General features: G+C 74.4%; 24 protein-coding genes. 11 read left to right on the top strand and 13 right to left on the bottom strand.

What is annotated here, in order from left to right; translation table 11 throughout:
- Positions 1-182: 182 nt before the first annotated feature.
- Positions 183-1,250 (bottom strand): glycosyltransferase family 2 protein, encoded by a 1,068-nt coding sequence (locus tag ACYX4T_RS24445; protein ID WP_476011810.1) that lies wholly within the window; start codon positions 1,248-1,250, stop codon positions 183-185.
- A gap of 275 nt (positions 1,251-1,525) precedes the next feature.
- On the opposite strand from ACYX4T_RS24445, the gene ACYX4T_RS24440 reads away from it, so the two are divergent.
- From ACYX4T_RS24440 to ACYX4T_RS24420, 5 genes are read left to right on the top strand one after another with little or no spacing between them, the layout of a single operon-like run.
- On the top strand, positions 1,526-2,956 hold the full coding sequence (locus tag ACYX4T_RS24440; RefSeq protein ID WP_476011809.1) for a lipopolysaccharide biosynthesis protein: 1,431 nt from the start codon (positions 1,526-1,528) through the stop codon (positions 2,954-2,956).
- Positions 2,953-3,408 carry a hypothetical protein gene (locus ACYX4T_RS24435; RefSeq protein ID WP_476011808.1) on the top strand — a complete coding sequence of 152 codons (456 nt, stop codon included), beginning with the start codon at positions 2,953-2,955 and terminating at the stop codon, positions 3,406-3,408. The genes ACYX4T_RS24440 and ACYX4T_RS24435 overlap by 4 nt, the downstream gene beginning before the upstream one ends.
- Positions 3,401-5,284 carry a hypothetical protein gene (locus ACYX4T_RS24430; RefSeq protein WP_476011807.1) on the top strand — a complete coding sequence of 628 codons (1,884 nt, stop codon included), beginning with the start codon at positions 3,401-3,403 and terminating at the stop codon, positions 5,282-5,284. The genes ACYX4T_RS24435 and ACYX4T_RS24430 overlap by 8 nt, the downstream gene beginning before the upstream one ends.
- Positions 5,281-6,231, top strand: coding sequence for a glycoside hydrolase family 16 protein (locus ACYX4T_RS24425; protein WP_476011806.1), 951 nt, complete (start codon positions 5,281-5,283; stop codon positions 6,229-6,231). The genes ACYX4T_RS24430 and ACYX4T_RS24425 overlap by 4 nt, the downstream gene beginning before the upstream one ends.
- A complete protein-coding gene (locus ACYX4T_RS24420; RefSeq protein WP_476011805.1) occupies positions 6,228-7,043 on the top strand; it encodes a polysaccharide deacetylase family protein in 816 nt (271 codons plus the stop codon). Before ACYX4T_RS24425 ends, ACYX4T_RS24420 begins: the two co-directional genes overlap by 4 nt.
- Here the strand turns inward: ACYX4T_RS24420 and ACYX4T_RS24415 are convergent.
- On the bottom strand, positions 7,009-8,085 hold the full coding sequence (locus ACYX4T_RS24415; RefSeq protein ID WP_476011804.1) for a GNAT family N-acetyltransferase: 1,077 nt from the start codon (positions 8,083-8,085) through the stop codon (positions 7,009-7,011). The genes ACYX4T_RS24420 and ACYX4T_RS24415 overlap by 35 nt on opposite strands.
- Positions 8,082-9,467 carry a glycosyltransferase family 2 protein gene (locus tag ACYX4T_RS24410; protein WP_476011803.1) on the bottom strand — a complete coding sequence of 462 codons (1,386 nt, stop codon included), beginning with the start codon at positions 9,465-9,467 and terminating at the stop codon, positions 8,082-8,084. The genes ACYX4T_RS24415 and ACYX4T_RS24410 overlap by 4 nt, the downstream gene beginning before the upstream one ends.
- A gap of 359 nt (positions 9,468-9,826) precedes the next feature.
- On the opposite strand from ACYX4T_RS24410, the gene ACYX4T_RS24405 reads away from it, so the two are divergent.
- A complete protein-coding gene (locus ACYX4T_RS24405) occupies positions 9,827-10,633 on the top strand; it encodes a chitosanase (protein ID WP_476011802.1) in 807 nt (268 codons plus the stop codon).
- Between the two features lie 3 nt (positions 10,634-10,636).
- Here the strand turns inward: ACYX4T_RS24405 and ACYX4T_RS24400 are convergent, their stop codons facing one another.
- The 4 genes from ACYX4T_RS24400 to ACYX4T_RS24385 form a co-directional block, all read right to left on the bottom strand.
- Positions 10,637-12,202 carry a lytic transglycosylase domain-containing protein gene (locus tag ACYX4T_RS24400; RefSeq protein WP_476011801.1) on the bottom strand — a complete coding sequence of 522 codons (1,566 nt, stop codon included), beginning with the start codon at positions 12,200-12,202 and terminating at the stop codon, positions 10,637-10,639.
- A 198-nt stretch (positions 12,203-12,400) separates the two neighbouring features.
- The gene (locus ACYX4T_RS24395) at positions 12,401-14,641 is read right to left on the bottom strand and encodes a bifunctional polysaccharide deacetylase/glycosyltransferase family 2 protein (RefSeq protein WP_476011800.1); all 2,241 of its coding nucleotides are present in this window, start codon (positions 14,639-14,641) and stop codon (positions 12,401-12,403) included.
- 2 nt (positions 14,642-14,643) lie between these two features.
- Entirely contained in the window at positions 14,644-15,453 is an 810-nt protein-coding gene (locus ACYX4T_RS24390; protein ID WP_476011799.1) for a hypothetical protein, read from the bottom strand.
- Between the two features lie 148 nt (positions 15,454-15,601).
- Complete coding sequence (locus ACYX4T_RS24385; protein WP_476011798.1) at positions 15,602-15,784, bottom strand: hypothetical protein; 183 nt, start codon at positions 15,782-15,784, stop codon at positions 15,602-15,604.
- A gap of 227 nt (positions 15,785-16,011) precedes the next feature.
- On the opposite strand from ACYX4T_RS24385, the gene ACYX4T_RS24380 reads away from it, so the two are divergent.
- Positions 16,012-16,971, top strand: coding sequence for an SGNH/GDSL hydrolase family protein (locus ACYX4T_RS24380; protein WP_476011797.1), 960 nt, complete (start codon positions 16,012-16,014; stop codon positions 16,969-16,971).
- Position 16,972: 1 nt separating this feature from the next.
- Here the strand turns inward: ACYX4T_RS24380 and ACYX4T_RS24375 are convergent, their stop codons facing one another.
- From ACYX4T_RS24375 to ACYX4T_RS24355, 5 genes are all read right to left on the bottom strand, one after another.
- On the bottom strand, positions 16,973-17,446 hold the full coding sequence (locus ACYX4T_RS24375) for a hypothetical protein (RefSeq protein WP_476011796.1): 474 nt from the start codon (positions 17,444-17,446) through the stop codon (positions 16,973-16,975).
- Positions 17,443-18,252, bottom strand: a complete 810-nt coding sequence (locus ACYX4T_RS24370) for a hypothetical protein (RefSeq protein WP_476011795.1) — start codon at positions 18,250-18,252, stop codon at positions 17,443-17,445. The genes ACYX4T_RS24375 and ACYX4T_RS24370 overlap by 4 nt, the downstream gene beginning before the upstream one ends.
- A 6-nt stretch (positions 18,253-18,258) precedes the next feature.
- Entirely contained in the window at positions 18,259-18,600 is a 342-nt protein-coding gene (locus ACYX4T_RS24365; RefSeq protein ID WP_476011794.1) for a hypothetical protein, read from the bottom strand.
- Positions 18,597-19,244, bottom strand: a complete 648-nt coding sequence (locus ACYX4T_RS24360) for a hypothetical protein (RefSeq protein WP_476011793.1) — start codon at positions 19,242-19,244, stop codon at positions 18,597-18,599. Before ACYX4T_RS24360 ends, ACYX4T_RS24365 begins: the two co-directional genes overlap by 4 nt.
- Positions 19,245-19,426: 182 nt before the next feature.
- A complete protein-coding gene (locus ACYX4T_RS24355; RefSeq protein ID WP_476011792.1) occupies positions 19,427-20,728 on the bottom strand; it encodes an autotransporter outer membrane beta-barrel domain-containing protein in 1,302 nt (433 codons plus the stop codon).
- Between the two features lie 158 nt (positions 20,729-20,886).
- On the opposite strand from ACYX4T_RS24355, the gene ACYX4T_RS24350 reads away from it, so the two are divergent.
- Both ACYX4T_RS24350 and ACYX4T_RS24345 read left to right on the top strand, forming a co-directional pair.
- Positions 20,887-21,465: a sigma-70 family RNA polymerase sigma factor gene (locus ACYX4T_RS24350; protein ID WP_476011791.1), complete on the top strand. Its 579-nt coding sequence runs from the start codon at positions 20,887-20,889 to the stop codon at positions 21,463-21,465.
- On the top strand, positions 21,462-22,226 hold the full coding sequence (locus ACYX4T_RS24345; protein WP_476011790.1) for an anti-sigma factor family protein: 765 nt from the start codon (positions 21,462-21,464) through the stop codon (positions 22,224-22,226). The genes ACYX4T_RS24350 and ACYX4T_RS24345 overlap by 4 nt, the downstream gene beginning before the upstream one ends.
- 16 nt (positions 22,227-22,242) lie before the next feature.
- Here ACYX4T_RS24345 and ACYX4T_RS24340 read toward each other — a convergent pair whose 3' ends face one another.
- A complete protein-coding gene (locus ACYX4T_RS24340) occupies positions 22,243-22,653 on the bottom strand; it encodes a hypothetical protein (RefSeq protein ID WP_476011789.1) in 411 nt (136 codons plus the stop codon).
- 133 nt (positions 22,654-22,786) lie between these two features.
- On the opposite strand from ACYX4T_RS24340, the gene ACYX4T_RS24335 reads away from it, so the two are divergent.
- Together ACYX4T_RS24335 and ACYX4T_RS24330 are read left to right on the top strand one after the other, a co-directional pair.
- Positions 22,787-24,880 (top strand): DUF222 domain-containing protein, encoded by a 2,094-nt coding sequence (locus ACYX4T_RS24335; protein WP_476011788.1) that lies wholly within the window; start codon positions 22,787-22,789, stop codon positions 24,878-24,880.
- Positions 24,881-25,036: 156 nt separating this feature from the next.
- Complete coding sequence (locus ACYX4T_RS24330; protein ID WP_476011787.1) at positions 25,037-26,176, top strand: hypothetical protein; 1,140 nt, start codon at positions 25,037-25,039, stop codon at positions 26,174-26,176.
- The last annotated feature ends 85 nt before the right edge of the window (positions 26,177-26,261 follow it).

Raw genomic sequence — 26,261 nt, 5'->3', positions numbered from 1 at the left:
CGACGGCCCCAGCGCGTGAAACGGGGGCAGGCCCCGGGCGGGCACAACGAGCACTCCGTGCCGCGTCGATGATGCTCGTGCGCCTCGCGGTCATGCCCGCACGAGCATCGTGACAGGTGGCCCCGCAAACCCACAGAGCCGACGGTACAGCCGCCGGCCTGCGCCCGCGTTCGGCCTATCGGCTACGACGCGCTCGCCCTGCCTCCGACGGCCGGCACCTCGGCACGCGGCGGGCTTTCCGGGGAGCCGAAGAGCTCCTCGGAGGTCGTCCCAGCGGCCGGGGGCAGCGCGCCCGTACGGCCCCGCACGTAGCCGGCCACGGTCACGGCCAGGCCTCCGAGCATGACGGCCGCCTTGGCTGCGCCGGCATCCTCGCCACCGAGCGCTCTGACGAGCCCCCGCGGGAGGTCCGAGCGAATGTAAGTGCGCTCCGACGCGAGCGCGGCCTGGTGCCCCGCCATCCTCGACACGGCAGCCTTGGAGACCCCCTCCGCGTAACAGCGTCGGGCGAAGTAGCCGAGCGCCCCGCGTTCCACGCCGACCGTGTGTCGAACGCGGGCGGCGGGCTCGTAGACGAAACGGGCGCCCGGCGCCCTGCGCCTCGCACGGATGCCGAACTCGGTCTCCTCGCACCCGAGCGGAACCGCCCCGATGCGACCGAGACCGACGGTGAACCCACCGGCACGCTCGAACACCTCGCGTCGGTAGCTCATGTTGGCGCCGACGAAGTTACGCACATCCCGCGCAGCAGTTGGCATGCCCGAGTGTGAGCAGCCCACCACCCAGTCGAACTCCTTCGGGAACCACCGGGGACGCCGCCCCTGGCGCCATGCCGGTACGACGCCACCACCGACGCCGAGCACCGAGTCGTCGCGGTAAGGCTCGACGAGCCGCGCGAGCCAGCACTCTTCCGCCTCGGCGTCGTCGTCGAGGAACGCCACCACCTCGCCCGACGCCTCGGCGACGCCGGTGTTGCGCGCCCCCGCCAGCCCCGCCGGCCAACGGCTCGCCACCACGCGCACGCCCGGAAAGCGGGCTCTCGCCCACGCGAGCAGCGCGTCGCAATGATCGCTCACCAGGATGATCTCGCCCGGAGGACCCGGCTTCTGAGCCAGGAGTGATTCGACAGCCCGGACGATGTCGTCGCGGCGCCGCAGCGTGTAGGCGCAGACGACAACGGTGACCGCCGCGGCGTCGGGCCTCGGCGTCGCGGTCGGCCCGTCATCCCGCTCGCCGACCTCGTCTCCCATGAGGCTCCCCGTCTCGAGACCATGCTGATAACACAACGCAATGGTCGTGATGATGAGAGGTCCGGACGGGTGAAGCATCGTCAACAATGACGACGCGAGCGTTCGCTCGTGGTGACAGGCTCCCTGCCGGAGGACGCGAGGGCGGAGGGGAGCGTCGTGGCGAGGTGCCCGGTACTGCCGGATCACGGCGCACTCCGTCGACCGTGAGCGCCACGAGCGGAGCCCGCCGGTCGGCCGGCCCGACCCCCATGGCCCTCGGTACCGTAGACGCCGCGGTGCACGGCTTGTTCTCGCGCGACGCCGCCTTCTCGGGGCTGCGTGCCGTCCAGATGCTTTCGGTGGCCCTCGCGACGCCAGTGATCACTCGCTTGCTGGGGCCGGTCGAGTTCGGCCATTTCGCCACGGCTCTGGCGGCCATGCAGGTCGCGGTGATCGTGGCCGGGCTCGGGCTGGAGACCGCGATACAGCGCGCCTTCGCCGGCCCCGGCGGCGAGGACGAGGCCCGCCGCGTCCTGACCCTCGCCGTCCTCGCGGCCGCCTGCATCGCCGGCGTGGTCGGGGCGACGACCGCGGGGTGGGGTCCGCTTCTCGGCTTCCGCGACGGGGCGGTCGAGCTACGACTCGCCGTGATCTCGGCCGGGCTGCTCGCCGTCGTCTCGGCCGGACAGGCGCTGCTCCGCAGCCAGGACCGGTTCCAGCCCTTCGCGGCCACGTGTGTCCTGATGGCCGTCGCCGCGCCGACGGCCGGCGTGGTCGTGGCCGGCGGCTTCGGCCGGACAGCACCTGCGTACTTCGCGGGCCTGGTCTTCGCCCAGCTCCCCGTCGCCGTCCTCGTGATCGCCCTGGCACGACCAGCGCGCTTGAGGTTCGTCGACCACGGCGCCGTGCGCCGGGCCCTCGTCTTCGGCGTCCCGTTGATCTCGGTCGGTCTCAACGCGGTCGTGCTCACGGCCGGCGACCGCTTCGTGGTCGCCGAGGCCCTCGGGACGGTCGCCGTGGCGCGCTACCACATCGCCTACAGCGTGGGGTCGTTGCCTCTCCTCCTCGTCTGGCTGATCAGTTGGGCCTGGCTCCCCCGTCTTCTCGCGCTCGAGGGCGAGGTCGACAGGGCCCTTGTCCTCGCCGCGACGCGGGACACGCTCTACCGGCTGATCGTCCCCGTCGTCGTCGGCATCGGCTTCGGCGCTCCGCTGGTCCTTCGCGTCTGGTCCCCGGCGAGCTTCGCCGTGGACGATCTCCTCCTCACCACCGTGGTCGTCCTGATCTCGGTCGTGCCGTACACGGCGGCGATCATTAGGGAGAACGTGCTCCTCGTCCGGGGACGCTCCGTAAGCATCGCGCTGACGACGACCGCGGCCGCTGCGGTCAACGTCCTTGTGAACCTGCTCCTGGTCCCGGTACTCGGCCTCGGCGGCGCCGCGCTGACGACGGTGCTCGCGTACGGCCTGCTCTATGTCACCCAGCGAGCCTCGAGCGGCACGTCCTTCGGTCTCGTTCCCAGCTCCACGCGCAGCCGCCTGGGGCTGCTCGCAGCGGTCGGGCTGGCGTTCCTGACCGCGGTGGCCCTGCCGACCTCGCCGCTCTTCCTCGCACTCCGAGCCGTCGCGGCCGCGGGGTGCGTCGTGTGGTTCCTGCGTCTGGCGGCGGACGCGATCCGCGGCCCCCGAGTCACGCACCCCGTCGTCGAGGAGGCCCGAGAGCCGTGACGATCCTGCTCGGCCTGCTGCCCTGCGCACTCGCGGCGATGGCCGGAGCGAGTGCGTACCGTCACCGCGGCCCGGCCGCGGCCTCCCCCTCGCCACGGCACGGAGCCCTGCTCCTGATCTTGGCGACGGCGAGCGCGACCAGCACCATCGCGATCGCCTTGGCGCCCTCCCCGCTGCGCGTGGCGGTCGTCCTCGTCGCGGTGCTCCTCGCGCCGGGCTTCGCCCTGACCACCGTCGTTCCCGTCGACGACCCGATCGACGAGCTCGCCCTCGCCGTCGGGCTCGGCGTCGCGGCGCTGATCCTGGGCGCCACGATCATGGTCAGCAGCGGACTTTGGGCCCCTGTCGAGGTGAACGCCCTCGTCAGCGCGGTCGTGGCCCCCACGCTGGCGCACCGTGGCGTGCGGGAGGTCTTGCATCGGGCCGCCTCCCGCGAGGCACACCATGTCTGAGCTCGTGGCCCTCCGCCCGCGCGACCGAGCGATCGAGCGGGCGCGTCTGGGCGCGCGTCCGGCCATGCACGTGGTGCTGATCGCGGTCGCCCTGGGCGAGTGGGCTGTGTCGCTATGCTTCGTCGAGCTCGATGACATGACCGGATGGGGTCTGGTCTCGGTCCTCCCGCCGACTGTCGTCGTCGCCCTGCTGCTGCTGTGCCTCGGCTTCGGCGTGGGACTCGCCCTGCGCCTCTCGCCGCGGCTGCTGATGGCCTACCCGGCGGCAATCCTGGCGGTCACCCAGGTGACGGTTCCGCTGGCCTACGACACGCCCCGGCACGCGTACGCCTACAAGCACATCGCGGTGACCCGCTACATCGCCGAGAACGGGTCGGTAGATCGGGCGCTCGACATCTACCACAACTGGCCCGGCCTGTTCTCCGCATGTGCCGCGCTGAGTCACCTCACCGGCGTCGACGCCTTCGACTACGCTAACTGGGCGCAGGTCTTCTTCGCCGCGGCCAACGCGCTCGCCGTCTACTTCCTGGCTCGCTCCCTCACCCGTGACCGACGCCGGGTCGTGACGGCTGTCTGGCTCTACACCCTGACCGCCTGGCTCGGCCCCACGTACTTCTCGCCGCAGTCCGCGTCGTTCGCCCTCGCCCTCCTCGTATTCGGCGGCGCGCTGCGCTGGCTCCCGCCGGCGCCACAGGACGCCGCACAACGAGTGTTCCGCGGTATCGAGGAACGCGTGCTCGCCACCGGCGACCGTCTCGTCCGTCGACTGCCCGTTCTCACGATCCTTCGGATGCCTGGGCGCCCTGCCGTGGCGCCCCCTGAGCGGCCCTGCGGCGAGCTGCGGGCGAGCGTCGCCGTACCTCTCCTCCTGGCGCTCTGCGCGGCCGTCGTCGTCAGCCACCAGCTCACCCCGTATTTCCTCATCAGCGGGCTCGTCGCGCTCTTCCTGCTCGGGCGGTCCCGCTCGTGGCTCCTGCCCCTCGTCGTCGCGCTGCTCAGCGTGACCTGGTTCATGGCGGCCTACGGCTTCGTTTCGGAGCACTACTCGATCTTCAGCTTCGACCTGTTCTCCAACGTGCGCGGCACCCAGGCGGCCGTGCAGTCGGCCGGCTCGTTCGAGCACCAGATGGTCGCGCTCGCGGGGCGGACCGAAAGTGTCCTCGTCGTCGGGCTGGCCGTCGCGGCGTGGTGGTCGGGGCGTCACGGACGCCGCGACTCCTTCGTCTGGGTCATGGTCGCTGCCGCGGCGAGCGTGCTCGTCGTCCAGCCCTACGGCGGGGAGGCCATCTACCGGGTCTACATGTTCGCCTTGCCGTGGCTCTGCTTCCTCGGGGCGCGGGCGCTCGTGGACCTCGCGGGGCGATGGCGTCAGGTGACCGCGGCGGTGTCGGTGGTCGGTGGCGTGGCGGCGATGCTGTTCCTCGTCGGACAGTACGGGCTCGACCAGCTCAACCACGTCCGGCCGCACGAGGTCCGTGCCAGCGCGTGGTTGGAGGAGTCGACCCCGACGGGCAGCACCGTCGGCCTCCTCATCGCGAACTGGCCCAGCCCGCTCACAGCGAACTACCCCGCCCACATGAATGCGTACGGCGGGTGGAATTTCGACATCTATCAGGACGCCGACTTCGTCGGCCGTGCGCTCACCGCCGCGGACATCCCACGGGTGACATCCGCCCTCAGGGACGCGAGTGCCGGCGGCCCGGTCTACCTGGCGGTCGGGCCGGCTCAGCTTGCGGCGATCGAGAACTACGGATATGCCCCTCCCGGGAGTGCGGGTCGCTTCGTGGAGTCGCTCCTCGCCGATCCGAGTCTGCGCATCGCCTACCGCGACGGCGACGTCGTCATCTTCGAGCTGCCCTCCGGGTCGCCGCCGTGATCAGGCCACAGGAGGTCCGCGTCGCGCTCGGCGTCCTCGTCATCGTGATCGCCATCTCCGCACTCGCGCCGGTGGGCCCCCCGCGAACCGTCGCCCACAAGGAGACATGCCCTGCCGGGGCGACGGACACGAGCACCTCGGCGACGGGCACAGCCTGCTGGACCTGGGTCGACGAATTCGACGGGCCGGCCGGCGCCCCGCCTTCGCCGCAGCACTGGCTCGTCGAGACGGGGGGGCTGGGGTGGGGCAACGGCACGCAGCTGCAGGCCTACACGTCGGCACCGTCGAACGTCGCTCTCGACGGTCAGGGCCGGCTCCTCCTCACCGCGCGGCAGGAGGCAGGAGCCGGCGGCGCCCGCTACACCAGCGCGCGCATCACTACCTGCGGACGCTTCGCCTTTCTCCACGGACGGGCGGAGGCTCGCCTCCGGCTGCCCGCAGGGCAGGGCCTCTGGCCCGCGTTCTGGACTCTCGGCGCGGAGGGCCCCTGGCCGGAACACGGCGAGATCGACATCGTCGAAGGCCTCAACGACGTCGAACGAGTGATCTTCAACCTTCACCAGCCCCGCGCCGACGGCTCGGACTGGACGGCGCTGACGACATCGCCCGTCCACCCGTCCGGCAGCTGGGCCGGAGAGTTCCACACCTATGCCGTCGACTGGAGCGCCGATCAGGTCAGCTGGAGCATCGACGGAGAGGTCCTCGCCACGCGACGCCGGACGGAGACCCCACCCCAAGGACGCTGGGTCCTTGACCGGTCGCCCCAGGTTCTCGTCCTCAACCTCGCCGTCGGCGGGTGGCCGGGCTCGCCGGACGAGACGACGCGGTTCCCCGCCGAGATGGTCGTCGACTGGGTCCGTGTGACCCCGGATACCGATGTGCCCACTCCGCGCACGCCGAGCACCGGCCGCTGCGCCATCCCATCCGCGCTCGGAGCTGCCCCATGACGATCGTCGAGCACCCAGTGTCCGCCGTCCCGATCCTGCTCTATCACTCCATTGCCGCGCCCGGTCGATACGTCGAATCGCCCTGGCAGGTCCGCGCCGCCGACTTCGCCGCCGACATGGAGGCCGTGGCCCAGACGGTGTCGGACGGGCGCCGGTCGATGACGGCGACGGACCACGGGGCGTGGCTCGCCGGCGAGCTCGGCGACGCCCGACCGATACTCGTCACCTTCGATGACGGTTTCGCCGACTACGTCGACGTCGCACTCCCCATCCTGCGGAGCCTCGGTATCTCGTCCACGATCTTCGTGACGACGGGGTACCTCGATCGGCCCCGGATGCTCTCCCGGAGCGCGACGGCCGACCTCGTTGGACAGGACGGCGTGGAGGTCGGCGGCCACACCGTGACCCACCCGCACCTCGACACCGTGCCGCTCGCGCACGCGCGCCGGGAGATCGACGACTGCCGCCGCGACCTCGAGGACATGACCGGCACGACCGTCAGGTCCTTCGCCTACCCTCACGGTAGCGTCGATGCGCAGGTCCGAAGGCTCGTCGTCGGAGCCGGCTACGAGGTGGCCCACGCCGTGAAGAACGCGCTGTCCCACCCAGCTGATGATCCGTTCGCGCTCGGGCGCTTCACGGTCACGGCGGCGACGTCACGCGCCGTGGTGCGTGCAGCGCTGAGCGGGGAGGGGCTCCCGCTGGCCTGGACCCACGACCGGGTCCGCACCCGCGCTTTCCGCATCGTGCGGCGCGCACGTCGGGTCGCCGGCGAACTCACATCCGGCCGCGGACCCGGCCGAACTCGTTGAGGGTCTGCCGGGCCGCTCGACGTAGCCCGGGATGCGCCAGAACGAAGTTCGTGGCAGCACGTGCGGGCTCGGTACGCAGCCAGGACGCGGCGGCACCGGGTGTGGCACGGCGGACCGCCCCCGAGCAGACGATGCGGTCGCGGTCGCGGAAGGTGTCCTTGTAGACGGCCTCACCCGCGCCGAGATCGAAAAGCCCGACACCGTCCTCGGCCGCCAACCTCGCGATCGCGGCGAGGTGGATGGTGCCGGGCGAGTAGCGGGAGAGCGCCGTGTCGTAGGTAGGGAACCACCCAGCCACCGTGTCATCCGCGCGCAGGAACAGGTAGAGCGCGGCCACTTCGCCACCGACCGTCATGACGGAGAGCGGCACCGAGAAGCCGTCGATCCTCGTCTCGACGAGCTCCCGCACCGCGCGGGCGACGCGGACGTCCCGGAAGCGGTCCCGCCGGCCGGTCCGACGGTACTGCGCCGACTTCCACGTCATCAGACGATCCAGGAGGGCCACGCGCGGGGTGTCCAGCTCGACGGAGACCTCGCCGACCTCGCGAGCGAGCTTGCGCTCGTACTGCCGCACCTTCTTCAGACGGGAGCCTTGGTGGCGGGACAGATAGGCCTCCCAGCCGTCACACAGGTCGAGCACCGGAGAGGGCCGTTCCTCGATCACCTGCGGCCCGAACGCATCGGCTTGGGAACGGATCAGGTGGGTGAACTCCCAGGCCCCGAGCCCGCACCGCTTGAGAAGTTCCACTCCCCGCCAGGGCAGCCCCGCTTCCGCGACGAGCCCCTGATGGTCGGAGAGCCCGTAACCGATCGCCCTGCCCGCACCGGACGGCGACCGTTGAAAGGCGAAGAAGCCGACAATCCGACCCGACGGCTCCTCGACGACCGCGACGCGAGCGTCCGCCCGATGGCGCCCGATGGCGATTGCGAACTCGGGTCGCAGAAAGGGGTTGGCGAGCTCGGGGTCGGCTCGATTCAACATTCGCCAGCGAGCCTTCTCCGCCGCGCCGAGCTCCTCGGGCCGACACACCCGAACCTTCACGCCACCTTCTCCGGGTGGTCGCCCGTCGGGGCTCCGGGGTGGAGAAAGTGGCGATATCGCCAGCTGCTCAACGCGTAGCGGAACGGGCCCTGGAGCATACCGAGGCGCTCGGCTCGATCGAGTTCGCGCGGGTACGTCGACGGCTTCTGGTGGTTCTTCGCGGATTCGGGATCGAGGACGTGGCGGAGCGCGCGAGGGAGACGCCGCAGCATGGTGAGGACGACCCCTGGGTCGTGGCGGACCGCGCTGGCGAGATAGGCACCCAGGCCGACGCCGTAGTGCCCTGCCTGGCGGCGCAGGAGGTCGTAGTCGCGGCGGTGCCAGTGGTGGACGAGCGCCGCGGGTGCATAGGCGACGGCACGGCCCGCCCTGAGGACACGAAGGAACATCGCGAGGTCGTCCCCTCCCCGCGCGGGCGTGCCGGCGCCAAGGGCGGGGTCGATAGCGTCGGTGTCACGCAGCAGCGCGGTCTCAAACGCCATGTTCGCCCCGGAGCCGAGCCTGCCCGCGGAGAAGGGGAAGAGCGCATCGTCCGGCCGACGAGGTCCGGTGTCGACGACTCGCGCCGCGAAGCCCCGGTCGAAGCCGCCCTGCTGTTCGAGCAGCAGCTGCGCCGTCGTCTCCAGCTCGGCGGGCACGATGAGCCCCGTCACGCAGCCGACGCCGGGAGCGGCCGCGGCCTCGGCGATGGCCGAGAGCCATGAGCGGTCGACCACGACGTCGTCGTCGGTGATCGCCACCCAGTCGCCCGTCGCGACCTCGAGGCCTCGGCGATGCGCAAGACCGAGTCCGGGCATCGGCTCGTGGACGTAACGGACCGGTACGTCGCCCAGCTGTCCGTGCAAAGCGGCGAGCGCGCGGGCCGTCTCGTCCGTCGACGGCGCGTTGTCCACGACGACGATGTCGTGGCGCGTCGGGTAGTTCTGCACGGCGACCGACCTGAGACAGCGGAGCAGAGCCTCGGTGCGGTCGTGCGTTGCAATGACGACGGTGATGCTCGGAGCGTCGGCGAGGGCCAGCGCCCGTCGTCGATCGCAGGCGGGGTCGGCGACCGCCGGCAGCCCCTCGGGACCCAGGAGGGCCGGGGGGTACAGCCCGTCCTCCGCGAGGTGCGCGGCGATCGCCTCGGAGGCCCGCTCGGCGATGTGCCGTGCCAGCGTGGCAGCGCTCATCCCCGTCGGAGCGAGCGGCAGGAGCAGCCGGGCCACCGGCCGACCGTGCAGTCGGACGAGCACGTGCACGCCGTTACGCCCGGGGGCGGGGAGGACGCCCGGGAGGGGCCTCGACAGTTCGACCTCGAGCGTCTGCGCGGACGTCACCTGGTTCGCGAGATCGGCCGATGGTGGTCGGGCGTCGTGCTCGAGATCGTCGTGGCCCTGCATCGCTCGTCCCCTCGTCGAACCTCGCCGACCGATGGAGTTCGGTGCCGAATTCCGACCCTAGCGGCCGGACAATTCTCTCGATAGAGCTGACGCCCGTGCGTGACGACTAGTCGCCGCCCGAACGCCGGGCGTGAGTCAGCACCCAGAAGACTTCAGCGACAATGCACATCGAGCGCGAAGGATTCCTCAATAGTGGGGATGACAGCGGCCTGGTGCGTGTCGGTGCCGCCGGACATATCGCGTGTTCTTGAGGACGCCGCACGCCGTCCCACGCGGCCACGTGCGCACGGTGGGGGCCGTTGCTTCCCGCCGCGGGAGTGGTGGTATCACCGTCCGGTGACATCGGTGGCGGACCGCGCGTGAGGACGGACCGCCGGGGCTTTCTCGTCCTCGGGGGGCTGACTGCGGTCGCCCTCGCCGCCTGCAGCGCCCCCAACGCCGCGGCCGCCCGCCCGGAGGGTCTCCTCGACCCCCAGCGCCGCCGGGTCGCCGACGCCGTCATCAGCACGTTCGAGAACTCGACGGTCGACCTCCCCTACGCGCAGGCCCAGCGCCTCGGCGACGGCCGGGGCATCACGGCGGGCCGCGCCGGGTTCACCAGCGGCACCCACGACCTGCTGCTCGTGGTGCGGCGGTACGAGGCGAGCGCCGGCGGGGCGACGCCGCTGACCCGGTTCGTGCGGCCGCTGGAGCGGATCGACGCGGCCGGCGGCGGGTCCAGCACGCGGGGGCTCGACGGGTTCGAGGACGTGTGGCGCTCGACGTCCCAGACCGACCCGCGCCTCAATCAGGCCCAGGACGCGGTCTACGACGAGCTGTACTTCCGCCCGGCTGTCGACCTGGCGCGGGGCGCGGGGCAGGTGACGGGGCTGGGCCAGCTCGTCGTCCTCGACACCGCCGTCCAGCACGGGCGGGGCGGCCCGGACGGGCTGCAGGCGCTGATCACGGAGACCGGCGTCCAGCGCGACGCCACCACCTGGCTCGGCCGCTTCCTCGAGGTCCGCCGCGCCCACCTGCAGGACCCGGCCGACGAGGAGACGACCGAGGTGTGGCGGGAGTCCATCCCGCGCGTCGACACCCTCGAGACGTTCCTGCGCGAGCGGCGGTTCGAGCTGGAGACGCCGCTGGAGTGGGACTTCGCGGGCGACCGCTTCAGCCTCGCCTGAGACTCACCGGATGCGGTCCGCGAGGGTCCGCAAGCCGTCGGGCGCCTGGTCGCCCGCCGCGGCGGTCGCACGGAGGTCGACCCCGAGGGTCCCCCGGGCCATCGCGAGGCTGCGGCCCGCGGCACCGCCGAGCGCCGCAGCCTGCTCGTGCGCCTCGGCCTCGCTCGCGAACGACGTGATCGTCGCGGTCAGCAGGGTCGTCGACCCGTCGGCGACCGTGCAGGTCAGGGAGGTCCCCGACCCGCTCGGGGAGACGGCGAGCCCCGCCGCGGGGACGCCGAGCGCCTCGGCCACGGCCGCCGGGGCGAACGCCTGCGCACAGAGGCTCCGCGGCACCGGCTGCGGTGTCGCGGTCGTCGTGGTGGGCGGGGTCGTCGTGCTTGCCGTCGGCGGGGTCGTGGTCGTGGCGGGCGGGGTCGTGGTCGTGGTCGTGGTCGTGGCGGGCGGGGTCGTCGTGCTCGCCGTCGGCGGGGTTGTGGTCGTGGTGGGCGGCGTCGTGGTCGTGGCGAGCGAGCTCACCGGCGGCGAGGTGGACGTCGAACCTGTCGCCGTCGTGCCCGTCGCGCTCGTGCCGGGCGCGCTCGTGCTCGGCGCGCTCGCGCCCGCGGCGCCCGGCGTGGTCGTGCCGGTCGCGGAGGTGGACGTCGCTCCGGCCGTCGGTGACGGTGCGACCGCCTGTGCCGGGTCGAGTGACGGCACAGGCCCCAGCGGCGGCGCCGGCACCACGACCGGCGCGGCCCCCGACCCGGGCAGTGCCTCCGGCGCGACGGGCACGTCGAGGGGCTCCGGCTCCCGCGCCACAGCCACCGGGAAGGACGAGGCCGAGTCGCCGGCCAGCGCCAGGTCCGCCGCGCCCGACGGGTCGTCGGGCAGCACGGTGACGCCGCCGTCGTAGATCGCGGCCCAGCGCAGCACCGTGTCGACGTAGCGCTCGGAGTGGTTGTAGCGGAACACCGCGGCGCGGAGCTGGCCCGGATCGGCCAGGTCCAGCCCGCCCGCGCACAGGTAGCGACCCGTCGAGACCGTCGCGTCGTGGACGTTGTTCGGGTCGGCGCGGCCGTCGGCGTCGCCGTCGGCGCCGTAGGTCGCGAACGTCGACGGGATGAACTGGGTCGGGCCGACGGCCCGGTCCCAGACGTTGTCGCCGTCGAGCAGGCCGTCGTCGGTGTCGACGATCGCGGCGTTGGCGCCGGTGCCGTCGAGGCGCGGCCCGAGGATCGGCGACAGCGTCGTCCCGGTCGCGTCGATGGCGCCGCCGCGCGCGTGGTCGGACTCGACCTTGCCGATCCCCGCCACCAGCGACCACGACAGCCCGCACGCCGGCGCGCTCTGCGCCAGCTGCGCGGCGGCGCCGTGGTAGGCGGTCAGCACCCCGCCGGGGATGCCCGGGTGCTCCGGGGAGGCCGGCACGTCGACGTCGGGCAGCACGAGCTCGGGAGGCGGTCCGGGCAGGAGGTGGTCGGGGAGCCGGCCGGTGGCGCCGAGCGGGCTGGTGTCGGGCGGCGGCAGGGCGGCGACGGTCGTCGCCGACTCCCGCGACCCGGCCGCGGCGACCGACGCCACCAGCACGGCCAGCACCACCCACGCCGCGACGCGACGCCGGTGCGCCCCACCACGACCACGGCGCGCCCGGTGCGCACCGCCCCCCGATGACCGATCCACGCGTTCCCCCCGGAACCGCCGACGCGCCGCCGGCTCCCGCCCGGAGTCGGCCCGCCGATGCTCGTCGTCACCCCACGCCCCCGCCAGCCCGCCGACGGGTGGTCCTCACCGCCGGCTCAGCACCACCAGCTGCTGACGGGGGCGCTCCGCGGGCCTGGTGGTCGGCTGGAGGTGCGCCTCCAGCCCGCCGACCCGCCGCAGCTTCTGCCACCCCAGCCGGATGCCGCCCGCCGCCGTCACCACCGACCGGATCAGCACCGCGTACATCAGCTGCCGGTACACGACCTGCTGCAGCGGCAGCAGCCACAGCACGCCCAGCGGCTCGCGCTCGAGCCGGAAGGCGATCACGGCGGCGGCGAGCTGGACCGCCTGCACCGACGACCACGCCACCAGCGTCGTGGTCGGGTCGAGGAACAGCAGCCCGTAGAGCAGGAAGATGTCCACCAGCGGCGCGAGCAGCGGCAGCAGCACCTGGAACACCGCCAGGTGCCCCAGCCCCGCCCGCCCGAAGCGGCCCGACGCGCCGGACTCGAGCACCGCGCGGCGGTGCTTCCACATCGACTGCATCGTCCCGTAGCTCCAGCGGTAGCGCTGGCGCCACAGCTGGCCCAGGGTCGCGGGCGCCTCGGTCCACGCCGTCGCGGTCTCCTCGTAGACCACGCGCCAGCCGCTGCGGCAGACCGCCATGGTCAGGTCGGTGTCCTCGGCGAGGGTGTCGTCGCTGACCCCGCCGACCTCGAGCAGCACGCGACGCCGGAACGCCCCGATCGCCCCCGGGACCGTCGGCATGCAGCGCAGGACGTCGTAGACGCGGCGGTCGACGTTGAAGCCCATGACGTACTCGATGTGCTGCCAGCGCGCGATGAGCCCGCGGCGGTTGGCCACCTTCGCGTTGCCCGCCACCGCACCCACCGACGGGTCCGCGAACGGCTGCACGAGACGTCCGACGGTCTCGGGCGCGAAGACGGTGTCGCCGTCGATCATGACGACCAGCTCGTGGCGCGCGTGCGCGATGCCCGTGTTCAGCGCCGCGGGCTTGCCGCCGTTGGCCTGCCGGATCACCCGCACGCCCGGCAGCCGCAGCCCCTCGACGATCTCCGCGGTGCCGTCGGTGCTGCCGTCGTCGACGACGATCACCTCGACCCGGTGCGTCGACGCGGCCAGCGACCGCACGGTGGCGGCGATGTTCTCCTTCTCGTTGTAGGCCGGGACGATCACCGACACCGGCGCGGTGACCGGCGGTCCCCACGAGAACCCGGGCCGGTGCCGGCGACGGTGGTGGCGGACGGCGACGACGAGCATCAGCACCAGCCGCGCGACGACGAGCGCGCCGACCACGACCAGCAGCCAGGTCAGGGCGTCGACCACGACCCCGGCGATCGCGACCAGGCCGATCAGCACGCTGCCCAGGAGGTGGTCGACGGTCCCGACGGGCTGGTTGTCCAGCGGCAGCCCGACCGCGGCCTCGGGGACGTCGAAGCGGTAGCCCTGCGCCCGGAGCTCGGGGATGAGGCGGTCGAGGGCGGCGACGGTCTGGGAGCGGTCGCCACCCGCGTCGTGCAGCAGCACGATCCCGCCCGCGCCGTTGGCCGGGATCGAGTTGCGGACGATCGCGTCGACGCCGGGGCGCTCCCAGTCGCGACTGTCGACGTCGGAGAGCACGGTGACGTAGCCGTCGGCGCCGGCCGCGCGGAACGAGCGCAGGGCGTCGTCGTCCACCGCGTCGGCGGTCGACGAGTACGGCGGGCGCAGCAGGTAGCTCGACTCCCCCAGCGCCCCGGCCAGCACCAGCTGGGTCTCGGAGAGCTCGCGGTCGATGCGCAGGTCCGACGCCGCGGACAGGTCGGGGTGGGTGAAGGTGTGCACGCCCACCTCGGAGCCCGCGGCGCGGATGTCGCGCAGCAGGTCGGGGTGCTGGGCGGCCATCGACCCGACGACGAAGAAGGTCGCGGGCACCTGGTGGCGGCGCAGCACCTCGAGGACCTGGGGCGTCCAGGTCGGGTCGGGGCCGTCGTCGAACGTCAGCGAGATCGTGCGCGTCGGCATCCGCGCGCTCACCGGGGTGGCGCCGCGGGCGTCGACGACCGGCCCGCCGTCGATGATCGCCGCCGGCACCTCGCCGTGGGCGCCGTCGGTCGCGTGCTCGGCGTCGACGCCGACCTCCGACCGCGCGAGCCCGTTGACCACCAGCAGGCAGCCGAACATCAGCAGCGCCACCACGACGAGCAGGACGCCCGGGCGGGGACGCAGCCGGCGCCACCCCGAGTCGGCGACCGGGGCGCGGTGCGGGTGGCGCACCGGCGGGAGGTCCCGGGCGCCGGGACCGGCGGAGCGGTGACGGGACACGGTCAGGCCCCGATCGCGAGCACGTCGGCGGTGGCCGGGTCGGTGACCGTGGCGCCGGGCGGCGGGGTGGTGGTGCTGCCGGTGCCCGTGCTGCCCGTGCTGCCCGTGCTGCCGGGCGTCGCGGTGCCGCCGGTCGGGCCACCCGTCGAGCCGCCCGAGGCGGTGCCACCCGACGTGCCCCCGGTCGTGCCGCCCGTGGACGTGCCGCCGCCGGTGGTCGTGCCGCCGGAGGACGACCCGCCCGAGGCCGCCCCACCCGAGGCCGCCCCACCCGAGGCCGCCCCACCCGAAGCCGTCCCACCCGGGGCCGTCCCGCCCGCCGGCGGGGCCGGCTGTGCCACCGGCCGGGGCGAAGCGACCGGCGCGGGACCGACCGGGGCGGGAGCCACCGGCGCGGGAGCGGCCGCCGGACGGGGCGCGCTCGCCGCGGCCCGCGGCGTCACCTCCCGCAGCGGCACCAGCGCGGGGCGCGCCGGCGCGGCGTCGACGCGGCCGGCCGCCTCGGGCTCGTCGTGCTGCGCCGGGCCCGAGCCGTGGTCCTGCGCGTCCGCCACCTCGACGACGGTGTCGATGCCCTCGACCGGCTCACCGCCGGCGTCGTCGACGGCCTCGTCCGCGGTCACCGGGCTCGGCGTCAGCGCGACGCCGGTCGTGTGCAGCTGGCCGGCCGTCGTGCCGATGGTGATGCCGAAGGCCGCGAGGTACGCCGCGGCCGCCGAGGCGCCGAGGTAGCCGATCACCGTCACCCCGCGGCGCCGCCGCCCCGTCGCGTCCACGAACACCGGTCCGTGCGGGCGTTCTCCCTCGCTCATGGCCGTCCCCCCGAGTCACCGCTGAGTCACCGCGAGACCTCGTGTGGGTCTCGTCGATCACTCATCGTCAGCGTGACGGCGGAGTGCTACGGAGAAGCAGCCACTCGTTCGGGTGATCCGACGGCCGGGAGCGGCGGAACGGTGACGCTCAGCCCCCGAGGTTGATGTTCAGGTCGATCCCGAGCAGGACGAGCGGCCACAGGAACATGGCGAGGAGGAAGGACAGCAACGAGGAGAGGTCGGTGATCCCGTAGCCGTTGGACAGGGCCACGACCACACCGATGATCAGGTAGAGAGCGGTCCCCAACGAGATACCGCGACGCTGGCGCATGCCACTCCTCATCTCCGACGGCGTCCCCCGGCGCGACCGCAGGGTCGGGCCACCTTGACGTACCGGTCCCGACTCGCCGCGCGCGCCACGCCGAACCCGCACACCTCGGTCCTCGTACTCCGATCGCGTGACGTCCTCGTGACCCGCTCGTTGTGATCACAGGCGGCCCTCCTGCGGCGCGATCGCGCCGCGCCTGACGGTGACCCGGGCCGGCGGGAAGGCACCTCGTGGCACCGATCGGACCCCTGCGGCGCGGACTCGTCACGCTCGTCGCCGCGGTCGGCCTGACGGCCCTCGGCCTCCCGTCCGCGCTCGCGGACGGCGGTGACGGTCACGGCGGCGCGAACCCCGGCGGCGCCGACGTCGTCGAGTACGTCAACATGGGCGACAGCTACAGCGCCGCCAGCGGCGTCCTGCCGCCCGCGCCCGGCGCGCCGCCCCAGTGCCTGCAGTCGGCCCGCAACTGGGGCCACGTCCTCGCCGCGCGCTGGGGCATCGACGGCGACGCGTTCACCGACGTCTCCTGCGGCGCCGCGGAGACCCGGCACTTCACCGAGCCCCAGTACCCCGGCGTCCCGCCCCAGGTGGAGGCCCTGTCGGCGTCGACCGACGTCGTGACGCTGACGATCGGCGGCAACGACAGCGGCGTCTTCATCGGCACCATCCAGGCCTGCGCGACCGCGGCGGCGCTGACGCTGGGCACCGGCAACCCGTGCGAGGAGCAGAACGGGGACCGGTTCACCGACACCATCGAGGACGTCACCTACCCGTCGCTGGTCGAGGCGCTGGAGACGATCAAGGGCGCGGCCCCGAACGCCCGGATCGCGATCGCCGGCTACCTGCAGATCCTCCCCGAGGAGGACGGCTGCTACCCGGTCATGCCCGTCGCGCGGGGCGACGTCCCGTACATCAACGACATCCAGGCCACGCTCAACGACGCCGTGCAGCGCGCCGCCGCGGCCACGGACGTGACCTACGTCGACGTCACCGAGGCCTCCCAGGGCCACGACGCGTGCCAGCCGATCGGCACCCGCTGGGTCGAGCCCGCCGTCGGCGGCACCAACCCCGTGGTCGTGCACCCCAACGCCCTCGGCGCGAAGGCCATGGCCGACCGGGCCGCCGAGGAGCTCGGACTGGGCGCGCCGGTCCGCACGCCCGAGGTCCCGCTCGCCGTCGCCGGTCCCTGATCTACCCGGTCGGGCGTCGGAGCAGCAGGCGGTAGAGCACCGCCACGACGGTGCTGATCACCAGCGCGGGCAGGGTCAGCGGCGCGAGGTCGTCGGCGGGCGGGCGGGTCAGCACCGAGGTGCCGGCGACGGCGACGAGGCTCAGCAGGACGCCGAGGACCGACCCGCGCCGGGCCCGCAGCGCGCCGCTGACCAGCAGGAACCCGTCCCGCGTCCACCGGCGCACCAGGACCCCGCCGAGCGCCGTCACCAGCAGGGCGCTCGGCGCGAGCAGGCCGAGGACCAGGACGGCGGGACCGGGCGGGTACGACGAGAACGCCGGCATCCGCCCGTAGGCGGTGAGCACCAGGACGAGCGTGACCGCCCCGGCGAGCCCGCTGACCACCGCGACCGCGAGCGCGACCGCGCGGGTGCGGTGGGACCGGTGCTCGCCGATCCAGTCCCACTCCTCGTCGGTGGCGGGCACGGGGGTCATCGGTTCGGCCTCCAGTCCGAGCCGTCGCCGTCGGTGACGCTCGCGTCGGCCATCGCGGCCGTCGCCGCGGGGTTCGGCGCGGGCCAGGTGTCGCCGATCCCCTGCAGCGACTGCTGCATCGCCCGCTGCTCGGCCGTGATGCGGTCGGTCAGCAGGTTCATCTGCTGGACCGCGACCGTCACGGCCGCGGCGCCGCCGGTGATCGCGGTGAGGACGGCCGCGGCGGCGGCCGGGATGCCGACGACGGTGTACACGCTGACGGCGGCGGCGACGACGGTCAGCCCGAGGAGGACGAGGGCGGAGGTGATCGCCGTCCAGAACGACTCGATCTGGTCGGCGAGGCCGTTCAGCGACGTCGCGAGCGCGAGGCACTGGGTCGCCACCGCCGTGACCTGCGTCTGCTGGCGGGGCACGAGGGCCTGGTAGGCCGCGGCGGCGGCGCCCTCCCACTCGATGGTCGCCCGCATCCGATCGGGCGCGACCGTGCCGGCGGTGTCGGCGACGCCGTTGCCGACGACCTGCCAGCCCGTCGCCGCCTGGCGCAGGCGCTCGGGGTCGCCGGGCTGGTCGAGGAGCTGCTGGATGCGGTCGAACAGCGGCTGTACCTGCGCCTGGACGTCCTGCACGCCCCGCCGGATCGCCTCCATCAGCTCCGGCGAGATCAGCACCGGCCCGCCCGGGCTCCCCGGCGTGCCGGCCGGGGCGACGGCGGCGCGCCGCAGCGCCTCGTCGACCGCGGCGAAGAAGTCGCGGACCTGCTGCTGGAGCGATTCGAGCTCGGCCCGCGCGTCGTCGATGACCGTCACCGCGACCTACCCGCCGTCCCGGCGTGACCCGTCGAACCGGTGCGCGCCCGCCGCGTCCTCGCGGCCGTAGGTGTCGGCGGCGGCGGCGAGGGTGTCGGCGAGTGCCGTGAAGATCGCGCTGCCCTGACCGAGCAGCCTCTCCACCTGGGCGCGGACCTCCGCGTAGCTGCGGTCGAGGCCCTTGTCGACCGCCCACATCGAGAACGCCGCCGGCGCGACGAGCATCCCCTGCACGTGGGAGCGCCGCCGCTCGAGCTCGCCGGCGGCGCCGCGCCACCGCTGCGCGTCGGCGCGCAGCGCCTCCAGCTCGACCTCGACGCCCTCGCCCGGGGCGCTGGGGCCGGTCACGGCCGCATCCCGGCCAGCCGCACGAGCAGGGCGGGGTCGGTCATGAGCTGCCGGAGCGCCACCGACGCCGGGTGCGACGGTCCGCGGCGCAACGCCTCGGGCACCGCGTCGCGGCGCAGCCCGGCGAGCACCTCGCCGAGCTCGACCTCGATGTCACGGACGGGGGCGCCGGCGGCCCAGGTCACGTCGACCTCGACCTCGGTGACCACCCCGCCCCGAGCGGTCCCGCTGACGTGCCGCCCGGCACTGGTCCCCGTGACCACCCGGTCGGCCAGCTCCGTCGCCGCGGCGGCGAACCGGTCCCGGTCGCGGCGCGCCTCGGCGAGCAGCCGCTCGAGCGAGCCCTGCCAGGGGGTGAGGTCGGGGATGTCCGTCCCCGCCTGCGGGGTCGCCGCCTGCAGGCCCTGCTCCAGCCCCCGCGCCACGGCCCGCCCGGTCGCGACCACGACCTCGGCGCCGAGGCGACGCGGGTCGACCTGGGCTCGCCAGTCCGCGGCCAGGGTCACGCGCACGGGGTCGAGCGCGACGGTGACGACCTCGGTCGGCGGCGGAGGGACGGGGGAACGCCGCGACGACGCCGGCGCGGCGAGCTGCGCGAACTCCTCGTCGCTCAGCCCGGCGAACCCCCACCGCCGCTCGTCCACGCGCTGCCACCCTCCCCACGAGCCACAGGTCCTCCGGAGCGTCGCACGGCGACGATCTCCGGAGGCGGCGATCGCGCGAAGTCGCCCGGACCTCCCGACAGACGGGGTGACGGCCCGGAGCACCCGGGCCGTCACCCCCGCGGACCCGCAGCCGGAGCCGCCGGCCGCGGGACCCCGACCCGTCACGACGTCGGCGGCACGACCTCGCCGTCGACGGTGAACGAGCCGCCCTCGACGGGGCTCTCCTGGTAATTGTCGTCGCCCTCGCCGTCGGCGGCGTTGCCCCGCACGAGCGAGCCGGTGACCGTCAGCGTGCCGCCGGGGGAGTTCCACAGCCCGCCGCCGTCGCCGGTGGCGGTGTTGCCGAGCACGGTGGTGCCGGCGATGTCCACGGTGGCGGCGCCGGTGATGTGCAGCGCGCCGCCGTTGCCGGGGTTGTCACCGGTGCTGTTGTCGCTCAGCGTCGAGTGCTCGACCGCGACGGTCGTGCCCTCGGCGGCCTCGATCGCGCCGCCGGCGCGGGAGGCGTCGTTGTGCTGGAGCACCGAGCTGCGCAGCGTCACGCGGTTCTCCCCCGCGTTCTCCCCGGTGACCGCGAGCAGCGCCCCGCCGGAGCCGGACTCGCCGGAGGCGGAGTTGCCGGTGACCAGGCCGCGCTCGACGGTGAGCGTGCCGCCGTCGTTGTAGAGCCCGCCGCCGCCCTGGGTCGCCTCGGCGCCCTCGGCGACGTTGTCGCGGATCTCGGTGTCGGTGACGGTCATGGTGCCCGCCGCGGAGTTCCACAGCCCGCCGCCCTCAGCCGCTGCGGTGTTGCCGATGACGCTGCTGCCGGTGATGTCGACGGTCCCGGGCCCGGTGAGGTGGAAGGCACCGCCGTTGCCGGGCTCGCCGCCGGTCTCGTTGTCCGAGAGCACCGAGCGCGTGATGGTCGTGCGCGAGTCCGCGGTCGCCTCGACGGCACCGCCGGCGCGGACCGCCTCGTTGCCCGTCAGGGTGCTCCCGGTGGCCTCGAGGGTGCCGGCGTTGAGCACCGCGCCGCCCGAGTTGCCGACCTCGCCGCCCGCGTCGGCGACCCCGCCGGTGACGGTCAGGTGCTCCAGGGCCAGCTCGCCGCCGGAGAGCACGTGGAACGCGCGGTCGATGCCGTCGGCGTCGACGGTGGCGCCGTGCCCGCGCACGGTGACGGGCGAGGTGACGTCGAGGTCGCCCATGGCGCCCTCGTCGTCGTCACCCTCGACCGACAAGCGGTACGTCGACCCCGGCGAGAGCACGACCTCGCCCCCGCCGGCGGCGTTGGCCGCGCGGATCGCGGAGCGCAGCGTGCCCTCGGCGTCACCGTCGGCGGTCGAGGAGACCTCGAAGACCTGGGACGGCGCCGCAGGGACGTCGGACGGAGTGGCAGGTGCGGCCGCCGCCGGCACGGCGAGCGCCGTGCCCAGTCCGGTGGCCAGAGCGGCCGCAGCGGCCGCGGATCGGAGCGTCATGGGAACTCCCGCGTCGATGTCGTGTCGGGGCGGGCTACGGGCCGCCGGACGGGCGCCGTTCACCCGCCGCGGTGTGACGCAGGCCATGACGCGGGTGGTGAACGAACGGGCCGCCGCGCCCGTCCGAACCCGGCGTGACGATCGGCGGAGGGAGGCGTGTGTCTTCAGGACGCGGATGGGTCCCGGAGGCCCGCCGGGCGGACCCCGCGGAGATCGACCTCTCCTCCGAGGCCGGCCTGCGGCGCGCCTACGACGCGCACGGTCCCGAGATCTATCGGCTGGTGCTGCGTCAGACCGGCGACGAGACGGTGGCCCAGGACGTCGTGCAGGAGACGTTCCTGCGCGCGTGGCGCCACGCCGACCGCTACGACGCGACGATCGCCAGTGTGCGCGGGTGGCTGTTCGCCATCGCGCGTCACCGGGTGGTCGACCACGTTCGCGCGGATCGCGCCCGCCCCGGGAACGGGACCGCCCTCTCCCCCGAGGACCTGTTCGACGTCGAGGGCGACCGGGGACGCTTCAGCGACACCGTCCTCGATCGCTGGCTGGTGGAGGAGGCCCTGCTGCGCCTGAGCCCCGAGCACCGCCGCTGCCTGGTGGAGATCCACCTTCGCGGGCGACCCGCCGGCGAGGTCGCCGCCGAGGTCGGTGTGCCGGTCGGCACCGTCCGCAGCCGCGTGTTCTACGGCTTGCGGATGCTGCGTGTGGTCCTCGACGAGATGGGAGTGGAGCCGTGAGCCCCGCCGACGTGCCGGACCCGGGCGCGGCGCACCGCGCCGTGCGGGAGGCCCTCGGGATGCACGCCCTGGGCCGGCTGCCCGCCGACGAGGTGGTGGGACTGCAGGCCCACCTCGACGGCTGTCCCGACTGCCGCGCCGAGCTCGACGACCTCGTCGCCACCGCGGCGAGGCTCGACGCCCTCGACCCCGACGCCCTGCCCGACCACGCCACCCGCCCCGCCCCGCCCCCGTGGCTCGGCGACGCGCTCATGGCGCAGGTGCGGTCCGAGGCGGCGGCCGCCGCGTCGGCCCGTGCCGCCGACCAGGACGCCGAGGGCACCGTCGTGCGGCCCCGGCGCGAGCGGTGGGGCGGCAGCCGGGGACGGCGCCGGGTGCTCGTCGGAGTGGCCGCGGCGGTGCTCGCGATCGTCCTGGCCGGCGGCGGCGTCGCCGCGGGTCTGGCGCTGGCCCCCGACGGCGGTCCGTTGGAGACGGTCGCGCTCGCGCAGGAGGCGCCCGGGCTGGACGCCACGGCCGGGGTCGTGCCGCACACGTGGGGGATGGAGGTCCGCATCGAGGGGTCGGGCTTCACCCCGGGCGGGACCTACCGCGCGACGGTCCTCGACGCCGCGAACCGGCCGGTGGACGCGGGCAGCTTCCTCGGGACCGGCGCCGACGAGCTGGTGTGCAGCCTCAACTCCTCGGTGCCCCGCGACCAGGCCCGGGGCTTCACCGTCGTCGACGGTCAGGGGAACCCGGTGATCGTCGCCCGGCTCTGAGACGGCCGGGACGGGCTCAGCGGACCCGTCCCCGACGCAGGACCCGCGCTGTGGTCAGCAGCAGCACGACGGTGCCGATCGCCTCGACGACCAAGGAGGTGGGCGCGAGGTCGTAGGACAGGCTCGACTGCAGCCCGAACAGCCCGACGGTGAGGGCGAGGACGAGCGCCAGCAGCGAGCCGACCATGAACACCAGGGCGAGCACGGTCACGAGCGCCAGCAGCCGGCCCCGCACCACGACGATCCCGAGCGCGAGCACGAACGCCCCGATCGCCTGCAGGGTGAAGAGCGTGCCCAGCAGCCCGCCGGTGCTGGTCGCGACGAGGTAGAGGTGGATCCCGCCCACCGCCAGCAGGAACAGCGCGCTGAGCACCCGCCAGACCAGCGACCCCCGTGCCGCACCGACCGATCGCGCTCGTGTCGCCATCCCGCCACCCTGTCCGCCACCGGGCCGGAGGGGAACCGCCCATCGCGGTCGGAAACACCCCGCGCCGACCAGGGCGCCGGCCCGCATCGGTGATCAACATCCAGTGTCGGGGGTCGGGTCTACCGTCCTTCTCGTGAGCATCGACCACGACCTGCGGCCCGGCCTGGCGGCCGAGCTGGCGGGCTGCGCGCTCGACGCGCAGCTGGTCGACCGGCTCGACGAGGTCTCCCCGGCGTCGCTGGCGGGGGAGGACCTCGCGGCCTACGTGCGGGCCCGCTGGCAGCTTCAGAGCCGGGCGACCGCGCAGCTGCTCGAGGCGCTGCACCACCTCGGTCGCGCCGACGACGGGCGCACCGAGCGCCGCTCCGGGCTCGACGAGTTCTCCAGCGACGAGGTCGCCGGCCTGCTGGGCTGGTCACGCACCATGGCGGCCCGCAAGCTCGACCTGGCCGACGACCTGACCGTGCGCCTACCCGAGGTCGGCGACGCCCTGCACGAGGGCCGCATCGACGAGCCCAAGGCCCGCACCTTCTGCGAGCAGACCAGCGACCTGTCCGACGACCACGCCCACCACGCCTGCCGCCTCGTGCTCCCCGAGGCCCCCGAGCTCCCGGTCGGCGCGCTGCGCGAGCGGCTCGAGCAGGTCGTGCTCGCCCTCGATCCCGACTGGGCCGAGCGCCGCCGCAAGCGTGCCGAGTCCCGCGCCCGGGTCCTGCTCACGCCCAACCCGTCGGGCACCGCCACCCTGTCGTTCTGCGACGCGCCCACCCCCGAGGGCATCGCCTCCCAGGCCCGCATCGACACCCTCGCCGCCGCGGTGCGCCACCTCGGGGTGCTCACCCCGATCGCCGCGCTGCGCCTGCGGGTCGGGATGCGGCTGCTCGACGGCTCCACCGCCGGCATGACCGACCGCGACATCGCGCTCCTGCTCGCCGCCGAGTACCACGCCGAGCAGAACCCCACCGACGCCCAGCCCGCCGAGCCGCCCGCCGACCAGCGCGACGACGACGACGAGGGCCGCGACCAGGGCGGCGACGACGACCAGGACGGGCCCGACGACGACTCCGGCCCGGACGACGATCCGGACGACGGCCCGCACGACGGGCCGGATGAGGGCCCCGACGACGGTCCCCTCGACCACGACGGCGACGCCGGAGCCACTGACGACGAGGCGCCCGCCGACCCCTCCAGTCGACCGACACCCGAGCAGGGTCGGCTCGCGCTGCCCGGCCTCCCCGACGCCCCGGAGCCACCTGAGCCCGCCGTCCCGGGCTCGGCACCCGACCGGGCACCCGGCCGGCTGCGCTCGGGCACCGTCGAGGTCCGGCTGCGCCTCACGACCGCGCTCGGGCTCGACGAGCTCCCCGGCAGCGTGCCGGGCTTCGGCGCGGTGCTGGCCCACGACGTCCGCACCCTGATGTGGCGCCACCGCCACGGCGAGTGGCGCGTCGTGCTCACCGACCCGGACGGCCGGCTCGACCAGGTGCTGCTCGCCCGCCGCCGCCCCGCGCGACATCCCGGCCCCCGCGACCAGCACCGGACGCGGGGGCACGGCAGCCGGCGCAGCGCCGCGATCGTGGAGCTCCAGATCCCGACCACGGTGCTCGCCAGCCTGCGCCCCACCGACCACGGCGCTTGGGCGCCACTGCTCACCGAACTCCAACAGCGCCTCGCCGAGCGCAACCAGCCCGGTCGCCGTCCCGGTCGCCCGCCCGACGCCGACACCGGCCCCGACCAGTGGGCCCGACGACGCCACAGCATCGAGGTCGACCGCTGGACCCGAGCGCGCGATCGGCACTGCGTCGCGCCCGCCTGCCGCCACTCCGCCCAGCGTTCCGACCTCGACCACACCCGCGACCACGCGTTCGGCGGGCCCACCGTGACCTGGAACCTCGGCGCCTGGTGTCGGCACCATCATCGCGCGAAGCACCATGCCCGGTGGCAGGTCCGCCAGCCCGCGCCCGGCCGCTTCGTCATCCGCACCCGCGCCGGCATCACCCACACCACCACGCCCCGCCGCGTCCTCGAGCCGCTGCCCGCGCCCTGCCCGACCGCGCAGCCCCGGCCCCTGCCCGACGACGGCTGGCCCGAACCGACCGACGACCACGGACCCCTCGGCCCCGACTGGCTCACCAAGGTCGCGCCGAAGCTCGCCGCCGCCCGCGCTCGCGTCCCAGCGGTGCAGCCTCAGCGAAGCCGTGCGCTGCCCGAGGAACCGCCGTTCTGAGGAAGCGGGCGGGGCTTGCTGCCCGACGACCTCCGTGAAGGCTCTCCCGGTTCGCTCGAAGGAGTGACGTTGCGTGGTCGCGGGATAACGAGTCGTGGCCACCTCTCGATGCCGTGGGTGCACGCACGATCACCACCGAGAGCCGGGAGCACCCACGTGAGCAAGCACCGTCGCCCCACCGCCGCGGCCGTGGGCGGGATGACCCTCGCCGCCGCCCTGCTCCCGCTGTTCGGCGGCACCGCCTCGGCCGAGACGTTCACCGAGTGCCAGCAGCGCCGCGCCGACGCGGTGGAGGCCCTGAACGCCCAGCGCGAGGACATCGCGCCGGGCCAGGCCGCCCTGGCCGAGGCGCGCACCACCCTGAACGACGCCATCGCCACCCGCGACGCCGCGCAGGGCCCAGCTCGCGAGGCCCGGCGAGCCCTGGCCGGACTCGAAGCCGAGGTCACCGAGGCCCGCGCCGCCCTGGAGGCAGCGCAGGGCGTCGAGGCCGACGCCCGCGACGAGCAGGCCGCGGCGCAGGAGGCGGTCCGGGAGGCCAACGCGCTGCCGAAGGACACCGCCGAGCAGCGCGCCGAGCGCCAGGAAGCGATCCGGACGGCGCAGGCCCGGCTGGCCACGGCCCGTGAGGCCACCGCCGACGCCGTCGCGGACAAGAAGGCCGCCAGCTCCGCGCTCTCGGAGGCCAACCAGGCGGTGCAGCAGGCCAACCAGGCCATCGCCGCGCTCGAGGACGCGCAGGACGCCGTCGCGACCGCACGGGCGGAGCTCGCCGAGGCCCGGTCCGCGCTCGACGCCGAGCAGGCCGAGGTCCGCGACGCCCGCGCCGCGGTCGACGCCGTCGCCTGCGAGCGCCCTGCCCCCGCCCCGGACCAGCCCGAGCCCTCCGAGCCCTCGTCCGACCCGGAAGGCCACGGAGTCGAGCACGTCGCCCACCACGGGCACGGCCACCACCACAAGCACGACGGCCACCAGCACGGCCAGCACGGCCAGCACCACCAGGACCAGGGCACCGACGACGACCGGTCCCGAGTCGAGGTCGTTCATCAGGTCGCCCAGGTCTCCGAACACGACAGCGCCGACCACCACGCCGGCAGCGACCACTCCGGCAGCGACCACTCCGACAGCGACCACTCCGACCACGACTCCGACGTGTCGGCCTACCCGCAGGGCGGGGTCGACGCCGGCGACGGTTCGGGCGGCGGCGACCACATCGGCCTCGCGGTGACCGGGATGGCCGCGCTGGGCCTGACCGGTGCCGGCGCGTACGCGTGGCGGCGCCACCAGCTGCACTGACCTGCTCCTCCGACGGCACGCCGCCTCGAGGTCGCCGCGGGCACGGCCTCGAGCGACGAGCACGGACGGCGCGATCGCCCGCGGT

The sequence above is a fragment of the Actinomycetospora sp. ABD4_176 genome, from assembly GCF_056311855.1.
This window is presented reverse-complemented; position numbering and strand designations above follow the sequence as displayed.